Below are 20,703 nucleotides of genomic sequence, written 5' to 3'. Positions count from 1 at the left end.
ATACTGCTGATGAACTGCGCTTCAAAAAAAATAAACTTTATTATTTTAATCAATCAGTTAACTAAACACCAAAATCAATACCACTTAATAATCGCATTTGTGAAGCCATGCGTGCTTTAATGCCGTACTGAACTCTTTATTTTTAGAAGCGTTAACCTCATCATCAAGAAATTCGCGCCATTGCTCTTCACCAAGTTCATCATAGGCATCATAAAGCTCTTTAACTTCCTCCATAATGAAGCTTAACGCTTTTTTTCTACGGCCAAGCAGTGCAGAATCTCCGTTAAGGTTGAATACCCTAATAGTTTCCTGCGCTTTTAATAATTTTATCTCGTCGATGCCTTTAGCAGGAACAACCTGCCCCGAGGTCAGGAATAAAAGATAATCGTCAGGGTTGTCATCATCAGGTTTGATAAGGTGATCCGGATGGTACTGACCTGCGCCATTATCTTTATATATTCCACAACGTTGCCAGCCACCTGCTTTTGTATCCCCACACGATCCAAATAAATTCCCCCATTCAAAGGTTAATGCAGTAAATTCATCTCTCGACCTGAAATGTTCTATGTGCTTCCGATTGAGACTGCACTCACAATAGGCGCAAAACTCACCCTGCATTTCTAATAAATACCGCCAAATTAATTCTTTATCAACAGCCCTCCACCGGTCGCGTCCGCCCCTGAACTGGCGTAAATGTTCCGGTCCAGCAGTACGGTTGAGTAACTTCATCCCTGATTATCCTTTTCGCGTTTTGCTCGGCTAATTTTGTTTTTCATTCGGTGAAGGCGTAGCAGGCTGTCTGCTTTTTTCAGCTCGGAACTATTCTGGCCAAAATGCGAAGCGATATTATTATAAAGGTTGAGAGATTCAGCACTCAGTTCATCACCCTCACCAATAATTGATTCCTCAAAATTGCTAAGGAGATAGGATTCAGCAATGTTCGGCGGAGTTGAGAAAACGCCCATCACTTGCTCAAGAATTTCCGAATTCTCACTGCCTTTGGTCTGAATAGGAGGGACGGCCAAAAACACCTCTCCGGTTTTATCGTTTTCCCTGAACTCACGGATACAGCGAGTTTCAGTCGTGGATAACACGATTGGGCTGTGGGTTGTGACGACAAACTGGATATTAGGGAAAACCGTGCGCAAAGTAACGATAACTTCCTGCTGCCATTTTGGATGAAGATGTAGCTCAATCTCATCAATGAGAACGATGCCTCGACCCTCAAGCGGATTTTTTAACAGCGGGTTAAGCATAACCATACGTCGCGAGAGGTCGGCGACCAGGGCCAGAAATACCCGTTGTCCATCAGATAGCTGTTCAATAGTGACATCCTGCAGATCGTTCGTAACCTTGATAATATCCGCACCCGATGATGTCTCAACCCAAATGCGACTTATGCTGGGGACGACCCGGGTAATGGCTCGGGATACAATATCCATTTGGGTCACGTCCGTCAGAATGTTCACGGACTGGAGCGCCTCTTTTCTCAGCTGAGCCGTCAGTAGTTTACTTTTCGTCTCTTCCAGAAGCGGGATCATTGAGATCAGCCCGTTGTTGACTAACTGCTCCAGGTCATTCACCTGCTCTTGCAGTAGTTCGATTGCCGATGCCCCTTGAGCCTCAGATCTTTTGTGAAGAGAGATAAACCATTCAGCAAAGTGATCGAAACGCCCGGCACCGGTTAACGCATAATTGTATGCATCAAACCGCTCTTCTCGGTTTTCAGCGCTCTCTTTTGCCGATTTTTTGAAGGGGTGTGAGCGTTCAACGGAGTAAAGTGCAAAAACAGGAAGATTAACGATTCTCCGATCGTTGATAACCCGCCAGATATCCGCAACCTCTTTAGCCGGTCTGATAATGCTTTCTCTCCGCTCAGCAGCGCCCAAAGCTGAGCGCGAAAGCCGGATAGAAATGTTCTTAAGTCCTTTGCCAAAAGAGAAACTGGAGTTGATATCCGTGAAACGATTATCTGAATCATTCCTGATATCCAAGTATTCGTTAAGTCTTTGCCCACTGCTGTCCTCTTTAAGGATATTCGCAGTGAACCAGCTCAACGTCCTGGAAATCGCATAAAGAATACTGGTTTTACCCTTCCCGTTATTACCAATAATAATGGTCAGATCGGCTTCAAAATTTATATCGAGCTGTGGGAAGCGACGGAAATCGGTCAGTGACATCGAACGCATGAAAAATGGATTTTCTGGAGAATATATGTCGGAATTGAGATGTGCGGAATTTTGTAGATAACTCCAGCAAAACTCGAACCACTCTCCGGCTTTCTCATCCGGGCCGAGAGAAGCTGTACTTTTCTCCTGCTGATAAAGTTCGAAGGCAGAGAGTAAACTCCCTCCTCTGGCTTTACGCTCCAGTTGTTTAGTCACTGCTGCCTCCTCAAACGATCCATCAGCTCATATGAATATTTATCGTTCATTCTAAGAATAAAATCTGGCTCAATATGGCTTGCAAAAGCCAGTAGTCCAACAAGATAGGCCTTATCAGATTCATCAATCATCCCATATCGGTACTGATTAATAAGATGCTTGATAAACCTTTTGCGTTCACGACCTAAAGAAAGCCGACCTTCGTTATTTAGCGTGACGCCCGTAACATGGCGGTTATGCGCCATAGAAGAAAAAATGGTTTTACCACGATTCAGCCTTAGTTTTTTGCTGAAAATCTTATTTAACAGTGTTTCGATAATCGCAGGAACGGACTTAAGCACTTCACGGGTGTTGCAGGAAAAAGTCAGATCATCCGCATAACGTGTGTAAATAATGTCCAGTTCACGACAGTATTCATTAATGAGTGTGTCGAATTCGTAAAGGCAAAAATTCGAGATAACAGGGGAAGAAGGCGCCCCCACGCTCAACATCAACCGCGTGCTGCGTTTGGTAGGCTTCCAGAAGAGAACCTGATCCACATAGCGTCGGTCCGCTAGTTGGAACTGCAACTCACTGGAGGAAGATCGTTCAACACATTGCCAGAAAATATCGGGCGTAATTGAATTAAAAAAATCTTCCAGATCGGTTTTGAGCAGGTAAGGATTTCGAGCATGAGCCAACGCGTTATCACGTATGCTTTTGCCTTTCTGATACGCCATCGCGCACTCATGAATGGGGAAGCGGTAAAGCTGGAGAAAAGCACGTTGGTAATCTTTCAGCGCCTTAGCAGGTTGCGCAATGATTCGAAAACCCGTTGTACGTTTGGGAATTCTGTAAACTTTGTACTTACCCGATGCACCTTCCAGGTATGCATTTACCTTCAGTTCGCTCTGCTGTAACGACGTAGCTAACCTGTTAATTAACGACATAATATTACCTGTAAAAAGCCCGGAAGGATCTATTCTTCCGGGCTCAACTCTTTACTAAAGGAAGCGAAAGTGTCGCAACCCGAAGGAGGAACGAGTGAGGGTTGCGACACTTTCGCAACCCCAAATACGTTCAATAAGTTAGAGTCTGGCTAATCACCCGACTAGACGTAATACGTCCAACGCTAAAGAGTTGTTCAAGCTTATCTTACATGCCCCTACTTAACAACAATGTTTAATTCATAAAATTCAATTAGTTAATTTACGTCAGTCAAACAATGTGCCCAGATAAGCTACTGTGATTCTAGTGATGGAGACAGTACGATAGTACACCTGTTCTACCTGGCTCGTAGATAAAGCAAGCATCTGTAAGCGGCCAGTACGGTAGTGAACTAGTGGGGCATGGACACCTGTGAGGACTGTAATTTCTAAGCTGCCTGTACGGCAGTGAACGATCATTCGCACCGAGAGCTACGGGCTGCAACCTTTTCTAAGCTGCCTGTACGGCAGTGAACAGCGGCAATTAATGCGCTTGAGGCCCAATACTTTTCTAAGCTTCCTGTACGGCAGTGAACCCTGACGGCTTCGATGGTCTCTCTTCCTGAAATTTCTAAGCTGCCTGTACGGCAGTGAACTTTAAGCCTCACCCGAACAGTTCTGCCGAATGTTTCGAAGCTGCCTGTACGGCAGTGAACATGTCACTGTTATCGGATTCAAGCCGTTCTCTTTTCTAAGCTGCCTGTACGGCAGTGAACACATTACCAGTCTCTGCACATTGCTGTTATTTTTTCTAAGCTGCCTGTACGGCAGTGAACAGAACATCGCGCCGGTATGGGTAGGCGAGTTTTTTCTAAGCTGCCTGTACGGCAGTGAACAGGTTTTGGCGGACTGCCGGTTTTGCCTGTCATTTCTAAGCTGCCTGTACGGCAGTGAACCCCCATTTTGCAGAGCACTACACCATTCTCCTTTTCTAAGCTGCCTGTACGGCAGTGAACGCTGGACCAGAACAACGGGTTTAACGCGATTGTTTCTAAGCTGCCTGTACGGCAGTGAACTTCAGCAATTACGCGCTGCTGGTCCGCTGTCATTTCTAAGCTGCCTGTACGGCAGTGAACCGTCTGTGGCTGGTGCTGGCATCATCTGGGAATTTCTAAGCTGCCTGTACGGCAGTGAACTTTTCGCCATTCATGTTACATCCGGGGTTGTATTTCTAAGCTGCCTGTACGGCAGTGAACACGACCGATGAGGAGATTTTGCAGGTCTTATCTTTCTAAGCTGCCTGTACGGCAGTGAACCATCAGGATGCCACCACCGGTTTTATGATTCATTTCTAAGCTGCCTGTACGGCAGTGAACGGTTGGAATACACAGCCTCTGGATGTTGCACTTTTCTAAGCTGCCTGTACGGCAGTGAACGAATCCAGTAGCCCACGTTGCGGAGTTGGAAATTTCTAAGCTGCCTGTACGGCAGTGAACACTACGCCTGCCTGGCCCGAGACTATCACGCATTTCTAAGCTGCCTGTACGGCAGTGAACCCTCATACATTGGGATGGCAATATTGACGATTTTTCTAAGCTGCCTGTACGGCAGTGAACGGTGGTCCGGTCTCCGCTGGCTCGATGTACCATTTCTAAGCTGCCTGTACGGCAGTGAACAAATATAACGCCTTCGGAGATAGAGGTGTGGTTTTCTAAGCTGCCTGTACGGCAGTGAACTTACGGGCCATTTCTTCCCAGAAGTTTTTCCATTTCTAAGCTGCCTGTACGGCAGTGAACGAAACCAGCCTAATCGCCGAAGTGGCACGCCATTTCTAAGCTGCCTGTACGGCAGTGAACCGTTATCCTGTCACGATAACCCGATGAGGATAATCAGGTTTTCGCTTTAAGCGCTCGTTAACCCCTCTTTTTTACAGCCATAATAATATCCATACAAATCAGATAGATGAAAAAACCGTAAAATAAAGGGTATCAACTCACCAGTTCCACCGAGGCACAATATTGCCCCGGCGGCTCCAGCCATCACGCCACGGTAAAGCCCAGCATCATCCCGGTATCTTCATGCTCCAGCAGATGGCAGTGCGCCATATAGGCGTTGGGTTTGTCCGCCTTGTGGTTAAAGCGCACCAGAATTTCGCTGCGCCAGCCCTCTACAAGCACCATGTCCTTCCAGCCGCTGCGGTGCGCTGCCGGCGGTTTGCCGTTTTCAGACAGGATGCGGAACTGGGCGCCGTGCACGTGGAAAGGATGCATCATCATGTCGCCCTCACCGGAGATGGTCCACTTCTCCCACACGCCCTGCTTCGCCTCGAACGCGGGTTTCTCCATATTGAAAGCAACGCCGTTAATCTTATTTCCATTGTGAAAATCGAAGGGTGCCGGAGATTTCGCCTGCTTATTCTTCATATCGCCGTGGTCCATTCCCGCCATCTTGCCGTGCCCCATCCCGGCCATCTTTCCGTGGTCCATTCCGCTCATACTGCCGTGATCCATGCCCTGCATTTTCCCGGCTGTTGCTGCTGCAGAACGATCGCCTGTCGCACCGCCCATCCCGTGCGCGGACATGTCCATCCCCGCCATCGCCGCATGGCCGTATTTATCCATCAGCGCCTGCATGCCCCGGCGGTCCAGCTCAGGGTCCATCATCAGCTGTAGCCAACGAGTGTCGGAAGCCTGCGGCACCGCAACGGCAGGCATCTCCACCAGCTTGTCCGGCAGCGTGCCGCTGGCCATGACCCGCAGCGGGGTAATCGACAGCACCGGCAGCGGCTGGTCAAACGGCGTCAGCGTCATGCCCATTTGTCGCACCGGCAGCGTTTGTAGTTCAAACGGTTTGCCGTCGGAGGTATCGACCAGCACTTCGAAGCGCTCACCCGGTATCATCGGCAGCTCACTCAGTTTGACCGGCTCCGCTAGCAGACCACCGTCACTGGCAATCACGTACATCGGTCGGCCGTCGCTGGTAGTCAGATTTAGCGAGCGGGCGTTGCAGCCGTTCAACAGGCGCAGACGCAGCCAGCCGCGCGGCACGCCGTGCTGCGGATAAATCGCGCCGTTGGTCAGTAGCATATCGCCGAACCAGCCGACCGCCGCGTCCATCACATCGAGCTGATAATCGATTTTGCTGCCGTCTTCGGTCAGGCGTTTATCTTGCAGGATCACCGGAATATCATCCACGCCCCACTGTTTTGGCAGCAGGAGTTTGCCGCTCTCGGGGTCGTTGATCAGCACCAAGCCCGCCAGTCCCTGCGCAACCTGATAACCCGTACGTCCATGCTGATGAGGGTGGAACCAGCAGGTGGCGGCGGGCTGGTCAGGGGTAAAGCTGACGCTGCGCTGCTGCCCCGGTTCAATTCTCGCCTGCGGCCCGCCGTCTACTTCGCCGGGAATTTCCAGACCGTGCCAGTGTACGGTGGTGGCGTCGGGCAGGCGGTTGAAGATATTGACACGGACTTCTTTGCCGCGCTCCAGCTGGATCGCCGGGCCAAGCAGGCCGCCGTTGTAGCCCCAGGTGGGAACATCTTTGCCCCGCCAGTGGCTGGTGCCCTGCTGGGCCACGAGTTTAATTTCACCGCGCGCATCGGGCAGCAGCAGTGAGGGAACGGGTAATAAAGGACGCTGTTCAGCCGCCATCAGCGAGCGGCTCCACAGCGGCAGGGCGCTTGCTGCGCCAAGCGCGGCGCTTAATTTTAGAAAGTCACGACGTTGCATCATCCATTCCTTTTGTCAGATGTCGAAAATACAGGCAGCATAAACCCTTACCCAGCGGGAAGGTCAAGCCGCGATAAAAAATGCGAAAACGGCATATCGCAGGATTTCTAAGGGAAAAGGGGCTGGCACCCGGCCTGAACTGTGCTAACGTCTGCTCATTGCACACGAATGAGAATAACTATGAAGAAAAGCATCAAGGCTCTGTTGCTGCTAGGGCTTTTTGGCTTCTCCTCCACCAGTTTCGCCCTGAGTGAAACGGAAGCAGAAGATTTGGCCGATTTAACCGCTGTATTTGTTTATCTGAAAAATGATTGTGGCTACCAGGATCTTCCGGACGGGCAGGTTCGTCGTGCGTTGATGTTTTATGCGCAGCAGAATCGTTGGGATTTGAGCAATTACAACAGCTTCAATATGAAAGCACTCGGTGAGGACAGCTATCGCGATCTGAGCGGTATTGCCATTCCGAACGACACCAAGTGCAAATCCCTGGCCCGCGACTCACTGAGCCTGCTTGCCTACGTCCGATAATTACCCGCCGTTCCCCTCCCCGCGTCTGAATTGACCGTGCAACCACGGTCAGAAATCGCTATCCTGTTTCCCCCCATTTTTCGTGGCTGTTATGAGGAGAAAACCCCACCATGGCCGATAAAGAAATGTGGTATGAAACCCTTCATGCCGGATTCGGACAGTATTTTTCTGTCGATAATGTACTGTATCGCGAGCAGACCGGGCACCAGGATCTGATCATCTTTGAAAATGCCGCTTTGGGCCGCGTGATGGCGCTGGACGGCGTGGTACAAACCACCGAGCGCGATGAGTTCATTTATCATGAGATGATGACCCATATTCCCCTGCTGGCCCACGGCGCGGCGGAAAGCGTGCTGATTATCGGTGGCGGCGACGGTGCCATGCTGCGCGAAGTGAGCCGCCATCAGAGCATCAAAAAAATCACCATGGTTGAGATCGATGCCGGAGTGGTGACCTTCTGCAAACAGTATCTGCCGAACCACAGCCAGGGTGCCTATGACGACCCGCGCTTTACGCTGGTGATTGATGACGGCGTGAACTTCGTGAAGCAGACCGCTGAAAAGTTTGACGTGATTATCTCTGACTGCACCGATCCGATCGGTCCGGGAGAGAGCCTGTTCACCTCAGACTTCTACGAAGGCTGCCACCGCATCCTTAATGAAAATGGCATCTTCGTGGCGCAGAATGGCGTCTGCTTCCTGCAGCAGGACGAGGCGGTCAACAGCCACCGCAAACTCGGCCACTATTTCACAGACGTCAGCTTCTATCAGGCGGCGGTACCGACCTACTACGGCGGCATCATGACCTTTGCCTGGGCCAGCGATAATCCGGCGCTGCGCCAGCTGGATGCAACAACGATTGCCGCGCGCTTTGCCGCCTCCGGGCTGACCTGCCGCTACTACAATCCAGCAATCCACGCGGGCAGCTTTGCCCTGCCACAGTATCTGTTAAATGCGCTGGCCAAATGACCGGGCATTTTAAGGGGGTGAACGAAATTGCAAAAGCTTAAACTACATGGCTTCAACAACCTGACGAAAAGCCTGAGTTTTTGTATCTACGATATCTGTTACGCGAACACAGAAGCGGAACGCGACGGATATATTGCGTACATTGATGAGCAGTACAACGCCAACCGTCTGACGGAAATTCTCAGCGAAACCTGCTCGATTATCGGCGCTAACGTGCTGAATATTGCCCGCCAGGACTACGAACCGCAGGGTGCCAGCGTAACGATTCTGGTCAGCGAAGAGCCGATCGATCCGCGCGATATTGATACCTCTGAACATCCTGGCCCGCTGCCGAACTCGGTAGTTGCCCATCTGGATAAAAGCCATATCTGCGTTCACACCTACCCGGAAAGCCATCCGGAAGGCGGCCTGTGTACCTTCCGCGCCGATATTGAAGTGTCGACCTGCGGGGTGATTTCGCCCCTGAAGGCGCTGAACTACCTGATTCACCAGTTGGAATCCGATATTGTCACCATCGACTATCGCGTGCGCGGTTTCACCCGCGACGTAAACGGGGTGAAGCACTTTATCGACCACGAGATCAATTCAATCCAGAACTTTATGTCCGACGATATGAAAGGGATGTATGACATGATGGACGTGAACGTCTATCAGGAAAATATGTTCCACACCAAGATGTTGCTGAAGGATTTCGATCTTCGCCACTATCTGTTTAACACTAAACCTGACGATCTCAGCCCGCAGGAGCACAAGCGGATCACCGATCTGCTGTGGAAAGAGATGCGGGAGATTTACTACGGACGCAATATTCCGTCGGTGGGATTAAAAACGCAGTAGCTGCTGCATACAGGCATGAGAGCCTTAAAGGGCGACCTGCGGATCGCCCTTTAGCAGGCTTAAGGATGTGCTGTCTAAAACCATACCTTTCCTGTTATTTCTAAGCTGCCTGTACGGCAGTGAACGCTGAAGCGGCAGAGGCAGAGCTAAAGCGCCGTTTCTAAGCTGCCTGTACGGCAGTGAACACCGTGCATATCGATGGTCTTGCTGGATCTATTTTCTAAGCCGCCTGTCGGCGGTGAGCGCGATCCGCCGCTGGGCAAGATCGCGCTGTTATTCCCACACTGACTGTACGGTAGTGATCGTTTCAGGTAGGACGTTATGATCGCGCCGGGCTACCGGGCTTAACGCCCCTGCAGAAACGCGCGGTAGGCGGTAATCACCGCCAGAAAATCCTCTACGCCGCAGAACGACAGGCTCTCTTCGTCGTAGTAGTTCATGCCCTCTTCCATTTCATCGCCTTCAAAGCCGAGTTGGTTAGAACGAACGATCACCTCTTCCTCATCCAGCCACAGAGTGTATTCCCGCCCCACGCGCTGCCACTGGCGCTCGCTGCCCTTAACGCTGGCAACGGCGGCTTCGACTTCATCCAGCAATGCCAGATTTTTTTCATCCACCTCATCGTTGAACCAGTGGCCAACGGCCTCGTGGCCCATCGACATGCGAACCTTCACCACCCCGGTGATATCGCGTAAAAATTCATATTCCATCGTGTTCCCCTCCCGGCAGACTGACCGCGCATGCTCAAGGCTATTTTGCGCCTCTGCCCGGATAATACTGAGCATCAGCGCGCATTATCGCAGCCCGGCGGGGGAAAAACAGCAATATCGACGACGGTCAGGTTCGCAACGGCTTGTCAGCGGCGGGTATCACACGCCAGCATGAACGCATTGGCACTGCCGCACTTAACGATTTCCTCCCGTTACTGCCAATAGCAGGCCAAATACAACCAGCAGCCCGCCAAAAGCGCGGTCAATCCAGTGGCGCACGGCCAGCAATCGATCCCGTACTGCACCCGCCGAGAAGCCCAGCGCCACCAGGCTAAACCACGCCATATGCGCCACCGAGATAAACGCGCCGTAGCCGATCTGCACCGCCAGCGGCGTTTCAGGCCCTACCACCTGCATAAACAGGCTGACGATAAAGATCGTCGTCTTCGGATTGAGGACGTTGGTCAGAAAGCCGGTGCGCAGCGCCGCCGCGTCGGACAGCGGTAACACACGGCGGTCAACCGGCGCGCCGCCCGCGCGGGAGCGCAGCATTTTAACGCCGAGATACACCAGCCAGACGGCACCCACCAGCCTGATGGTGTTAAACAGCCAGAGCGACTGCTGGATAAGCAGCCCGACGCCAACCAGCGTATAGGTCACGTGAACCAGCACGCCAAGGCCAATCCCCAGTGCTGTCAGCACGCCCGCCCGGCGCGACAGCATCAGGCTGTTGCGCGTGACCATGGCAAAGTCCGGCCCCGGGCTGATCACGGCCAGCAGAGTAATGGTGATTACAGCTATCAGTTCGGTCATGAGTTATCCTGTCAGAAATGAGTTAATTGCCGCGATAATAGCGGTAGGTTATCAGGATGAATAACGATGATTTCTGACATCAACGGTGAGCCTGAATCACCATTAAACGATGAGCGACTGCCTTCGATGCTGGCGCTGCGCTGCTTCGAGACCGCCGCCAGGCTGGAGAACTTCAGCCGCGCCGCCGCTGAGCTTCACCTTACGCACGGCGCGGTCAGCCGGGCGGTACGCCTGCTGGAGGACGAAATGGGCGTGGCGCTGTTCGAGCGCCGCAGCCGACGGGTATTTCTGACCGCTGCGGGCCGCACGCTGGCGAGGGCAGTCGGAGAGGGAATGGATTTGATGCGCCAGGCGGTCAGCGAGCTGCGCGCCAGCGCCAGCCAGAAGCGGCGGTGGGTACTGTCCTGCGAACCAACGCTGCTGATGCGCTGGCTGATCCCCCGCTGGTCAGATTTTCAGGCTCGCCATCCGGGCACCGACGTTCATCTTGTTGCTGGCGGCGGCCCGTTCTCTTTTGCCAGCGGTATCGATCTGGCAATTCGCCGCAGCGATTTTCCGCTACCGGGGAGCTATCACGCCGAACCGCTGTTTGCTGAAAAGGTCGGCCCGGTTTGCCGTACGGATAAGGCCGCAGGCTGGTTTAGCGAAAAGCAGCATACTGCCACACTCATGCGTGATGCACCGCGTCTGCATACGCGTACCCGGCCCGGCGCATGGCAGGAATGGGCGGCCGCTGCGGATCATCCCTCTGTTGATAATGCGGGGCAAACGTTCGATCACTTCTATTTCAGCCTGCAGGCCGCCGTGGCGGGTCTGGGGGTGGCCATCGGCCCGTGGCACCTGGTGCGAGACGATGTGGAGAGCGGCGTGCTGAACGCGCCGTTGGGGTTTGTCGAGGATGGTTCCCACTACTGCCTGCTGTCGCCAAAGCCCCTCGTGCCGGGCAGCCCGCAGGCGGAGCTTCTGGCATGGCTGAAATTGCAGGCATGAAGAAGAAAATCAATGCACAACAGACCGCCGGGCATCACACCCGGAGCCTCGGGCAGAGACAGGTCTGACGGGAATGGCAGCCGCCGGGGCTTCGGGCAAAGATGAGCCTGACGGGAGGCCGCTTTCAGTGGGGGGAAGTTTAAGACGGGCAATAAAAAAGAGCCGACCGGCGGCTCTTTTTAACGGGGCAATGCTCATCCATTTCTACCTGAAGCATTGCCCAATCTGAATGATTTTTACCGACTGAAAGCGGAAAAATCCTCTCTCTCGGCGTTATCAGACCGCAGTCTGGAAAATCACGCCGTCAGCTTTGTCAGTGTACTGGCTCAGCTGGTCGAAGTTCAGATAACGATAGGTATCCACGGCGGTTTTATCCACCTGATCCATAAACTTCAGATACTCTTCCGGCGTAGGCAGTTTGCCCAGCAGAGAAGCAACCGCAGCCAGCTCGGCGGAGGCCAGGAACACGTTAGCACCGTTACCGAGGCGGTTCGGGAAGTTACGCGTTGAGGTCGATACCACCGTTGCACCATCCTTCACGCGCGCCTGGTTACCCATGCACAGTGAACAGCCCGGGATCTCGATGCGCGCACCGCTCTTACCGAATACGCTGTAGTAACCTTCTTCAGTCAGCTGTGCAGCGTCCATCTTGGTTGGCGGAGCCACCCACAGGCGGGTTGGCAGCTGCCCTTTATGGGCATCCAGCAGTTTACCAGCGGCACGGAAGTGACCGATGTTGGTCATGCACGAACCGATAAAGACCTCATCGATCTTCTCGCCCTGCACGTCAGACAGCAGACGGGCGTCGTCCGGATCGTTTGGCGCACACAGGATTGGCTCTTTGATATCCGCCAGATCGATGTCGATCACCGCGGCATATTCTGCGTCAGCATCGGCTTCCAGCAGCTGCGGATCGGCCAGCCATTTTTCCATGCCTTCTACGCGGCGCTCCAGCGTACGACGATCGCCGTAGCCTTCAGAGATCATCCACTTCAGCAACACGATGTTGGACTGCAGATACTCGATGATCGGCTCTTTATCCAGCTTAATGGTACAACCGGCGGCAGAACGCTCTGCGGAAGCATCGGTCAGCTCAAATGCCTGCTCAACTTTCAGCTTAGGCAGGCCTTCGATTTCCAACACGCGGCCGGAGAAGATGTTTTTCTTACCTTTCTTCTCAACGGTCAGCAGGCCTGCTTTAATCGCGTACAGCGGGATCGCGTGAACCAGGTCGCGCAGGGTGATACCCGGCTGCATTTCGCCTTTGAAGCGCACCAGTACCGATTCAGGCATGTCCAGCGGCATCACGCCGGTCGCAGCGGCAAACGCCACCAGACCAGAACCCGCCGGGAAGGAGATACCGATTGGGAAACGGGTGTGGGAGTCACCACCGGTACCGACGGTATCCGGCAGCAGCATACGGTTCAGCCAGCTGTGGATAACACCATCGCCCGGGCGCAGCGACACGCCGCCACGGTTCATGATGAAGTCAGGCAGAGTATGGTGAGTGGTCACGTCAACCGGCTTAGGATACGCAGCGGTGTGACAGAACGACTGCATCACCAGGTCGGCTGAGAAGCCCAGACAGGCCAGGTCTTTCAGCTCGTCACGGGTCATCGGGCCGGTGGTGTCCTGAGAACCTACCGAGGTCATTTTCGGTTCGCAGTAAGCGCCAGGACGGATACCGTCCACGCCGCAGGCACGGCCAACCATTTTCTGCGCCAGTGAGAAACCACGTGTGCTGGCAGCCACATCTTTCGCCTGAACAAACACATCGCTGTGCGGCAGGCCGAGAGATTCACGGGCTTTCGAGGTCAGGCCACGGCCGATAATCAGCGGGATACGGCCACCGGCGCGCACTTCATCCAGCAGCACGTCGGTTTTCAGCTCGAAGTTCGCCAGCAGTTCGTCGGTTTCGTGGTTACGCACTTCGCCTTTGTAAGGGAAGATATCGATCACGTCGCCCATGTTCAGCTTGTCGACTTCCACTTCGATCGGCAGTGCACCGGCATCTTCCATGGTGTTAAAGAAGATCGGTGCGATTTTGCCGCCGAGGCACACGCCGCCGCCCTTCTTGTTAGGCACGTAAGGAATGTCGTCACCCATAAACCACAGTACCGAGTTGGTGGCGGATTTACGTGATGAACCGGTACCGACCACGTCACCAACGTAGGTCAGCGGGAAGCCTTTTTTCTGTAATTCTTCGATCTGTTTGATCGGTCCAACGTTACCGGCATCGTCGGGTACAATGCCATCACGTTCGATTTTCAACATCGCCAGCGCGTGCAGTGGAATATCCGGGCGAGACCATGCATCCGGTGCCGGAGAGAGGTCATCGGTATTGGTTTCGCCGGTCACTTTAAACACGGTTACGGTGATTTTGTCTGCCAGTTTAGGACGCTTCAGGAACCATTCTGCGTCAGCCCACGACTGAATAATTTTTTTCGCGTGTGGGTTGCCCGCTTTGGCTTTTTCTTCAACATCGTAGAAGTTGTCGAACATCAGCAGCGTATGGGACAGGGCTTCTGCGGCAATCGGAGCCAGCTTTTCTTCATCCAGGGCTTCGATCAGCGCATGGATGTTATAGCCGCCCTGCATGGTGCCGAGCAGTTCAACTGCTTTTTCAGGAGTAACCAGAGGGGAGGTAGCTTCGCCTTTCGCGACAGCGGCCAGGAAACCGGCTTTAACATAGGCCGCTTCATCTACACCCGGCGGGACTCGATTGATCAACAGGTCTGACAGGAATTCTTCTTCACCCGCTGGAGGGGCTTTTAGCAGTTCAACCAGCGCGGCCATTTGGGAAGCATCTAACGGTTTAGGAACGATCCCCTGGGCAGCACGCTCGGCAACGTGCTTACGGTATTCTTCTAGCACGACGTTCTCCTCGCTCTCATTGTATATGGCATCCCGGGTCACCCAAGTCACCGCTATTAGTGATAACCATCCATGTGTAGGGTAAGGCGCCCGGTTCCGCGTGGGGCAGCATAGCAGGATTTCGCTCGCATGTTAATCTGTTTACAAATAAGCAACATTATTTGCGAGGTGCGTCAACTCCGGTTAGTTCCTTTTTTACAGCATTCCACACTAGTCAGATGGTTAATGTTTAGTATTTATTCTGTTCGTTGGGTGATATAGCGGCATTTAATCCAGTAATTAATCTTTGTCGCTTTTAATTTTGTGCTAAAAATCGTCAACTTTTCGCATTAGTTGATAACCTGAGATTCGGGTTAGGGGCTGGTGATGGCTGGTAGTTATGTGCTCGCGCTGGCTGGTGGAGGGTGGGAGTTGTGTGCTCGCGCTGGCTGGCTGTGGCCCCTGCCGGGCGGTCCTCGCGCCGCTTCGCGGTGCCCTCACTTCGTTCGTCAGCCTGTCGGACCGACGCAGACGCGCGTCCTGCGCGGCTGCGTCTTTCGCCCACTTCCCTGTGGGCGAATCCTGGCTTCCTCGCTACGTTCAGCGCTGCGGATTGCCCTTCAGGGGCCAAAGCCAGCCCGCTTTCAATAACAATGTTGCCTGTTCAAAAACACCGTTCTTATACCTTTCAGGCACTGGCTGTTAATCGTCACAATTCTCATACTGTTCAGGCAAGGCTCGCTAAACATCATGATTATCATGCAGTTTCAGGCATGCCCCACCAAACACCATTATTTCCATGCAGCTTCAGGCATGCCCCACCATACATCATGATTTCCATGCAGCTTCAGGCAGCCAGCACATTGCATAAAGGGGTTCAGCCTCTGCGGCAGCCTGGCAATCCGCAGCGCCGAGGTGCAGGCGGCGGGACCGGAGAGACCAGTACCAACACGTACTTCATCACGGTGTAGCCCGGACACCTTCTTTCATTACACCGCAGTGGCCCGTTTATTTTCGCAATTCTCATACCACTTCAGGCATGCCCCACCAAACACTATGATCCCCATGAAGTTTCATGCAGCCAGCACATTGTACGAAGGGGTTCAGCCTCTGCGGCGGCCGGGCAATCCGCAGCGCTGAGGTGCAGGCGGCGGGGCCGGAGAGACCAGCAGGGATGCTGGGCTCAGGCGTGGCGCGGGCAGGACGCCCGCTCCGCGCCGATCCGTAAGACCCGCAGCCGAAACCGAGGGGACCGCGAAGCGGCGCGAGGACCGCCCGGCCGCCGCAGAGGCTGCACCCCGATCCCCAAAGCCACAGCCAACTCAACCAACTCAGCCAACTCAGCCAACTCAGCCAACTCAGCCAACTCAGCCAACTCAGCCAACTCAGCCAACTCAGCCAACTCAGCCAACTCAGCCAACTCAGCCAGAGAATATTCTCCACCAGCCCCACTGCCACGGATTTTCATGCTCACCCTATACATTTTTACTAATTTTCGCCCACTCCCCCCGGCGTTAGGATGACGCAGGATTTAACAATTTTTAAACATCCTGTCATCTCAACATTCACCAGCGGGGGTAAACCGATGTGGACACAACAGAAGTGGCAGCAGCGCGCGGAACAGCAGCACTTTATCCAACGGGCAATTATTGATGGCCAGAAACTGACCTCGGTCAGTGAAAAAACCTTCGCCGTTATCAACCCGGCAACCCAGCGGATACTGGCCGAAGTGGATATCAGCGAGCAGAACACGGTCAATCGGGCCGTCGGCGTGGCGCGCCGCTGCTTTGAACGCGGAGACTGGTCGCAGCAGTCACCCGCTTCCCGTAAACAGGTTCTGCTGCGCCTGGCGGACCTGATCATGCAGCATGCCGATGAGCTGGCGCTGCTGGATTCGCTGAGCATGGGCAAAACGGTGACCGATGCCAGAGAGCTTGACGTACCCGGCGCGGCAGGCGTGTTCAGATGGTATGCCGAAAGCCTGGACAAACTTTACGGCCAGATAGCCCCCACAGCGCAGAGCGCCGTCGCGATGATTACCCGCGCACCGCTCGGCGTCATCGCCGCCGTGGTGCCGTGGAATTTCCCGCTGGATATGGCCGCATGGAAACTGGCCCCGGCACTGGCCGCAGGCAACAGCGTCATACTCAAACCGGCAGAACAGTCGCCCTTCTCCGCGCTGCGCCTTGCTGAACTGGCGCTGGAAGCAGGCCTGCCGCCGGGCGTACTCAATGTGCTTCCCGGTAACGGCGACGTTACCGGCAAAGCGCTTGGTCTGCATGCAGATATCGATGCCGTGGTGTTCACAGGCTCGACTCAGGTCGGAAAATATTTTATGCAGTATGCCGCGCAGTCAAACCTCAAACAGGTCTGGCTGGAGTGCGGCGGAAAAAGCCCGAACCTGATCTTCGCCGACTGCCACAACCTTGAACTGGCTGCGGAAAAAGCCGCTGCTGCCATCTTCTTCAACCAGGGCGAAGTCTGCTCCGCCAACTCCCGCCTGCTGGTTGAGCACAGCATTCACCATGAATTCGTTGAACGTCTGCTGGCTCAGGCCCAGAAATGGCAGCCGGGCGATCCGCTCGATCCTGCCAGCCACGCCGGTGCGATGGTCAGCAGCCGCCATAGCGAAAAAGTCATGAGCTACATCCAGGTTGCCCGCGAACAGGGGGCAGAACTGCGCTGCGGCGGCGAGCGGTTGACGATTAACGGCTCAAGCAACTTTATCCAGCCGACCATTTTTACCGGCGTACGGCCCGAGATGCAGCTGGCGCAGGAAGAAGTTTTTGGCCCGGTGCTGGCGGTGATGCCCTTCGATGGTGAAGAGCAGGCGATCGCCCTTGCCAATGACAGCGTCTACGGGCTGGCCGCGTCGCTGTGGAGCGGCGATCTCAGCCGTGCGCACCGGGTTGCCCAGCGGCTGAATGTCGGCACGGTATCCGTTAATACCATTGATGCGATCGACGTCAGCGTTCCCTTCGGCGGCGGCAAGCAGTCAGGCTTTGGCCGCGACCTTTCGCTGCACGCGTTCGACAAGTTTACCCAGTTAAAAACCACCTGGATTCAGCTGTGCCAGTGACCCTCGTTCTCCTGCATAAAGGACAGACTCATGTCGCAAAATACAGATGTATCAGCCAGTAAGCTCGCTTCAGTGAAGCCGGTGGCGAAGCTGGGTTTTCTCTCGCTGATATCCGTTGCCGTTGGCCTGGTGGTATCGCAGGGGGTGATGGTGATGATGCTGCACGCGGTAGGGATTGCCGGAATCAGCCTGATCCTCCCGCTAACGCTGGCCTGGCTGCTGGCCCTCAGTTACGCCTGCTCGTTCTCCGAGCTGTCACTCATGATCCCACGATCGGGCAGCCTGTGCAGCTATACCGAGGTCGCCCTCGGCCACTTTCCGGCAATTATTGCCACCTTTTCAGGCTATATCGTCGTGGCGATGTTTGCGCTATCGGCAGAGTTGCTGCTGCTTGATTTAATTATCGGCAAAATCTTCCCGCACAGTTCACTGCCGCCGCTGACCGTGGCTGCCGGCGTGTTATTACTGTTTACCCTGTTCAATCTGATGAACATCGATATCTTCGCTCGCCTGCAAACGGCGCTGGCGGTGATCATGATGATAGTACTGCTGGTACTGGGTATCTGCGCCATTACCAGTCCGCAGGCGGAAACAGTACACAGCGTCATTGAACAAGGAAGCCTGGCGCCGCAGGGCTGGGGTTGGGGAGCCATAGCGCTGGTCGCCACTACCGTCTGGGGGTTTGTCGGTGCGGAGTTCGTCTGCCCGCTGATTGAAGAGACCAAACGGCCTCAGCGCGATATTCCGCGCGCAATGATGGTGGGACTGACGCTGATTTTTATCACCATCATCCTCTACTGCCTCGGCGCACTGCTGGTGCTACCGCGATCCGCCCTGGTCGGGGACGATCTACCGCACTTCCTGTTCGCCACCAAAGTGTTCGGTGAAAGCGGCAAGCTGCTGCTGCTCGCCGCCGCCATCACCGCTACCTGCAGTACGCTGAACTCCTCTCTGGCCACTATCCCACGCATGCTCAGCGGCATGTCGCAAAACGGTCAGGCTTTCCCCTGTTTCAACCGCCAGAGCCGCAACGGCGTGCCGTGGCTGGCGGTGCTGTTTGTGGCCGCTATCACCGGGCTACCGCTGCTGTTGATGAACGCCGACTCCATCAGCCTGCTGCTGCTGGCCGCAGCAATCTGCTGGCTGCTGGCCTACATCATTACCCATATCAACGTCATCGTGTTACGCCGCCGCTACCCGGATCTGCCGCGTCCATTTCGAACCCCCTTTTACCCGCTACCGCAGGTCCTGGGGATCGTCGGCATGCTGTACGGCATCTGGAACGCCTCCCCCACACCGGAGATGGCGGGTGAAGTGTTCACCGTCGCTGGCAGTGTACTGGCGGTGGTGGCAATTATCGGCGCGCTGTGGGTAAAACTGGTGATGCATAAGCCGCTGTTTACCCCGGAACCCATCGAGAAAGCACTGAATCCACCGCATAAAAGCTAAATCAGGCAGGAAAAATCCTGCTGTACCTTACACCGACTGGAGCACAACCGATGAAAAATAATGAAGCAAAACAGCACAGCACTCAAACCTGGCAGAATATGGATGCGGCACACAACATCCACGCCTTCGTCGACCAGAAAAAACTGAACGCGGCGGGCCCGCGCGTGATGAACCGCGCTAAAGGGCTTTACGTCTGGGACAATGACGACCGCCAGTATCTGGACGGCATGTCAGGGCTATGGTGTACCGCTCTCGGCTACGGCCGCCAGGATTTGATCGACGCCGCCACGCGGCAGATGGAACAGCTCTCCTATTACAATATGTTTTTCCACACCACCCACCCGTCGGTGATCGAGCTGTCCGAGCTGCTGTTCAGCCTGCTGCCCGACCGCTACAGCCACGTGATTTATACCAATTCCGGATCGGAATCCAACGAAGTGTTAATCCGTACAGCGCGCCGCTACTGGCAGGTGGTGGGCAAACCGCAGAAACGGGTGATGATTGGCCGCTGGAACGGCTATCACGGTTCAACGCTGGCAAGTACCGCGATGGGCGGCATGAAGTTTATGCACGAGATGGGCGGCATGCTGCCGGATATTGCCCATATTGATGAGCCATACTGGTTCGCGCACGGCGGCAATCTGACGCCGGAAGAGTTCGGGCTGAAGTGCGCCCGTCAGCTGGAGGAAAAAATTCTTGAGTTGGGCAGTGAGAACGTCGCCGGATTTATCGCCGAGCCGTTCCAGGGTGCGGGCGGGATGATCTTCCCGCCGGAAAGCTACTGGCCGGAGATCCAGCGCATCTGCCGCCAGTACGATGTGCTGCTGTGCGCGGATGAGGTCATCGGCGGATTCGGCCGTACCGGAGAGTGGTTCGCCCACCAGCATTTTGGCTTTGAGCCGGACACCATCACCATCGCCAAGGGGCTGACCTCGGGCTACATTCCAATGGGCGGCCTGATCCTTTCAAGGCGCATGGCGGAAGCGCTGGTCGAGCACGGCGGTGTGTTTGCTCATGGCCTGACCTACGCCGGGCATCCGGTGGCGGCAGCGGTGGCGATTGCCAATATCAAGGCGCTGCGTGATGAAAAAATCGTTGAGCGGGTAAAAAACGATACCGGGCCTTACCTGCAACGGAAACTGCGTGAGGTATTTGGCGAGCATCCCATGATCGGTGAGATTCAGGGCGCCGGTCTGGTGGCAGCGCTACAGTTTACCGCCGATAAAGCCACGCGGAAACGCTTCGCGAATGAGGATGAGATCAGCTGGCGCTGCCGCAGCTATGGCTTCGAAGAAGGGGTAATTATCCGTTCCACGCTGGGGCGAATGATTATGGCACCGGCGCTGGTTGCTACCCATGCAGAGCTGGATGAGCTGGTGGAAAAAACCCGCCGGGCAGTGGAACGCACCGCGCAGGAATACAAGATTCGCTAACCGGTTGACGGCAGACCACGATCGGT

General features: G+C 54.5%; 14 protein-coding genes and 1 CRISPR repeat array. Of the genes, 7 read left to right on the top strand and 7 right to left on the bottom strand.

Annotated features, from left to right (window positions below):
- Positions 1 to 84 precede the first annotated feature (84 nt).
- From ptuB to cueO, 4 genes are all read right to left on the bottom strand, one after another.
- Positions 85 to 729 (bottom strand): retron Ec78 anti-phage system effector HNH endonuclease PtuB, encoded by a 645-nt coding sequence (gene ptuB / locus JOE09_RS18415; RefSeq protein ID WP_205066756.1) that lies wholly within the window; start codon positions 727 to 729, stop codon positions 85 to 87.
- Positions 726 to 2,384 carry a retron Ec78 anti-phage system effector ATPase PtuA gene (gene ptuA / locus JOE09_RS18410; RefSeq protein WP_205066755.1) on the bottom strand — a complete coding sequence of 553 codons (1,659 nt, stop codon included), beginning with the start codon at positions 2,382 to 2,384 and terminating at the stop codon, positions 726 to 728. The genes ptuB and ptuA overlap by 4 nt, the downstream gene beginning before the upstream one ends.
- Positions 2,381 to 3,313 carry a retron St85 family RNA-directed DNA polymerase gene (locus JOE09_RS18405; protein ID WP_205066754.1) on the bottom strand — a complete coding sequence of 311 codons (933 nt, stop codon included), beginning with the start codon at positions 3,311 to 3,313 and terminating at the stop codon, positions 2,381 to 2,383. The genes ptuA and JOE09_RS18405 overlap by 4 nt, the downstream gene beginning before the upstream one ends.
- Positions 3,314 to 3,675: 362 nt before the next feature.
- A CRISPR array of direct repeats spans positions 3,676 to 5,145; the repeat unit is 28 nt; unit sequence TTTCTAAGCTGCCTGTACGGCAGTGAAC.
- 183 nt (positions 5,146 to 5,328) lie between these two features.
- A complete protein-coding gene (cueO, locus tag JOE09_RS18400) occupies positions 5,329 to 7,017 on the bottom strand; it encodes a multicopper oxidase CueO (RefSeq protein ID WP_205066808.1) in 1,689 nt (562 codons plus the stop codon).
- Positions 7,018 to 7,197: 180 nt separating this feature from the next.
- Here cueO and JOE09_RS18395 point away from each other — a divergent pair, with 180 nt between their 5' ends.
- The 3 genes from JOE09_RS18395 (at position 7,198) to speD (ending at position 9,350) form a co-directional block, all read left to right on the top strand.
- A complete protein-coding gene (locus tag JOE09_RS18395) occupies positions 7,198 to 7,545 on the top strand; it encodes a YacC family pilotin-like protein (protein ID WP_105595409.1) in 348 nt (115 codons plus the stop codon).
- 110 nt (positions 7,546 to 7,655) lie between these two features.
- Entirely contained in the window at positions 7,656 to 8,513 is an 858-nt protein-coding gene (speE, locus tag JOE09_RS18390; RefSeq protein WP_205066753.1) for a polyamine aminopropyltransferase, read from the top strand.
- Between the two features lie 27 nt (positions 8,514 to 8,540).
- The gene (speD, locus tag JOE09_RS18385; RefSeq protein WP_105595407.1) at positions 8,541 to 9,350 is read left to right on the top strand and encodes an adenosylmethionine decarboxylase; all 810 of its coding nucleotides are present in this window, start codon (positions 8,541 to 8,543) and stop codon (positions 9,348 to 9,350) included.
- Between the two features lie 344 nt (positions 9,351 to 9,694).
- Here speD and yacL read toward each other — a convergent pair whose 3' ends face one another.
- Together yacL and JOE09_RS18375 are read right to left on the bottom strand one after the other, a co-directional pair.
- Complete coding sequence (gene yacL / locus JOE09_RS18380; RefSeq protein ID WP_205066752.1) at positions 9,695 to 10,060, bottom strand: protein YacL; 366 nt, start codon at positions 10,058 to 10,060, stop codon at positions 9,695 to 9,697.
- Positions 10,061 to 10,255: 195 nt separating this feature from the next.
- Entirely contained in the window at positions 10,256 to 10,873 is a 618-nt protein-coding gene (locus JOE09_RS18375; protein WP_205066751.1) for a LysE family translocator, read from the bottom strand.
- Positions 10,874 to 10,939: 66 nt separating this feature from the next.
- On the opposite strand from JOE09_RS18375, the gene JOE09_RS18370 reads away from it, so the two are divergent.
- A complete protein-coding gene (locus tag JOE09_RS18370) occupies positions 10,940 to 11,863 on the top strand; it encodes a LysR family transcriptional regulator (protein ID WP_205066750.1) in 924 nt (307 codons plus the stop codon).
- 276 nt (positions 11,864 to 12,139) lie between these two features.
- On the opposite strand, the gene acnB is transcribed toward JOE09_RS18370, so the two are convergent.
- A complete protein-coding gene (acnB, locus tag JOE09_RS18365; RefSeq protein ID WP_205066749.1) occupies positions 12,140 to 14,737 on the bottom strand; it encodes a bifunctional aconitate hydratase 2/2-methylisocitrate dehydratase in 2,598 nt (865 codons plus the stop codon).
- 1,564 nt (positions 14,738 to 16,301) lie between these two features.
- Between acnB and JOE09_RS18360 the strand changes: the two genes are divergently transcribed.
- From JOE09_RS18360 to JOE09_RS18350, 3 genes are read left to right on the top strand one after another with little or no spacing between them, the layout of a single operon-like run.
- Positions 16,302 to 17,795, top strand: coding sequence for an aldehyde dehydrogenase (locus JOE09_RS18360; protein ID WP_205066748.1), 1,494 nt, complete (start codon positions 16,302 to 16,304; stop codon positions 17,793 to 17,795).
- Between the two features lie 30 nt (positions 17,796 to 17,825).
- Positions 17,826 to 19,244: an APC family permease gene (locus JOE09_RS18355; RefSeq protein ID WP_205066747.1), complete on the top strand. Its 1,419-nt coding sequence runs from the start codon at positions 17,826 to 17,828 to the stop codon at positions 19,242 to 19,244.
- 50 nt (positions 19,245 to 19,294) lie between these two features.
- Positions 19,295 to 20,677: an aspartate aminotransferase family protein gene (locus JOE09_RS18350; RefSeq protein ID WP_205066746.1), complete on the top strand. Its 1,383-nt coding sequence runs from the start codon at positions 19,295 to 19,297 to the stop codon at positions 20,675 to 20,677.
- Positions 20,678 to 20,703 lie beyond the last annotated feature (26 nt).

This window comes from Pantoea coffeiphila (assembly GCF_016909495.1).
GTDB lineage: Bacteria > Pseudomonadota > Gammaproteobacteria > Enterobacterales > Enterobacteriaceae > Erwinia > Erwinia coffeiphila.
The sequence above is the reverse complement of the archived record's forward strand: the minus strand, read 5'-3'. Positions and strand labels throughout refer to the sequence as shown.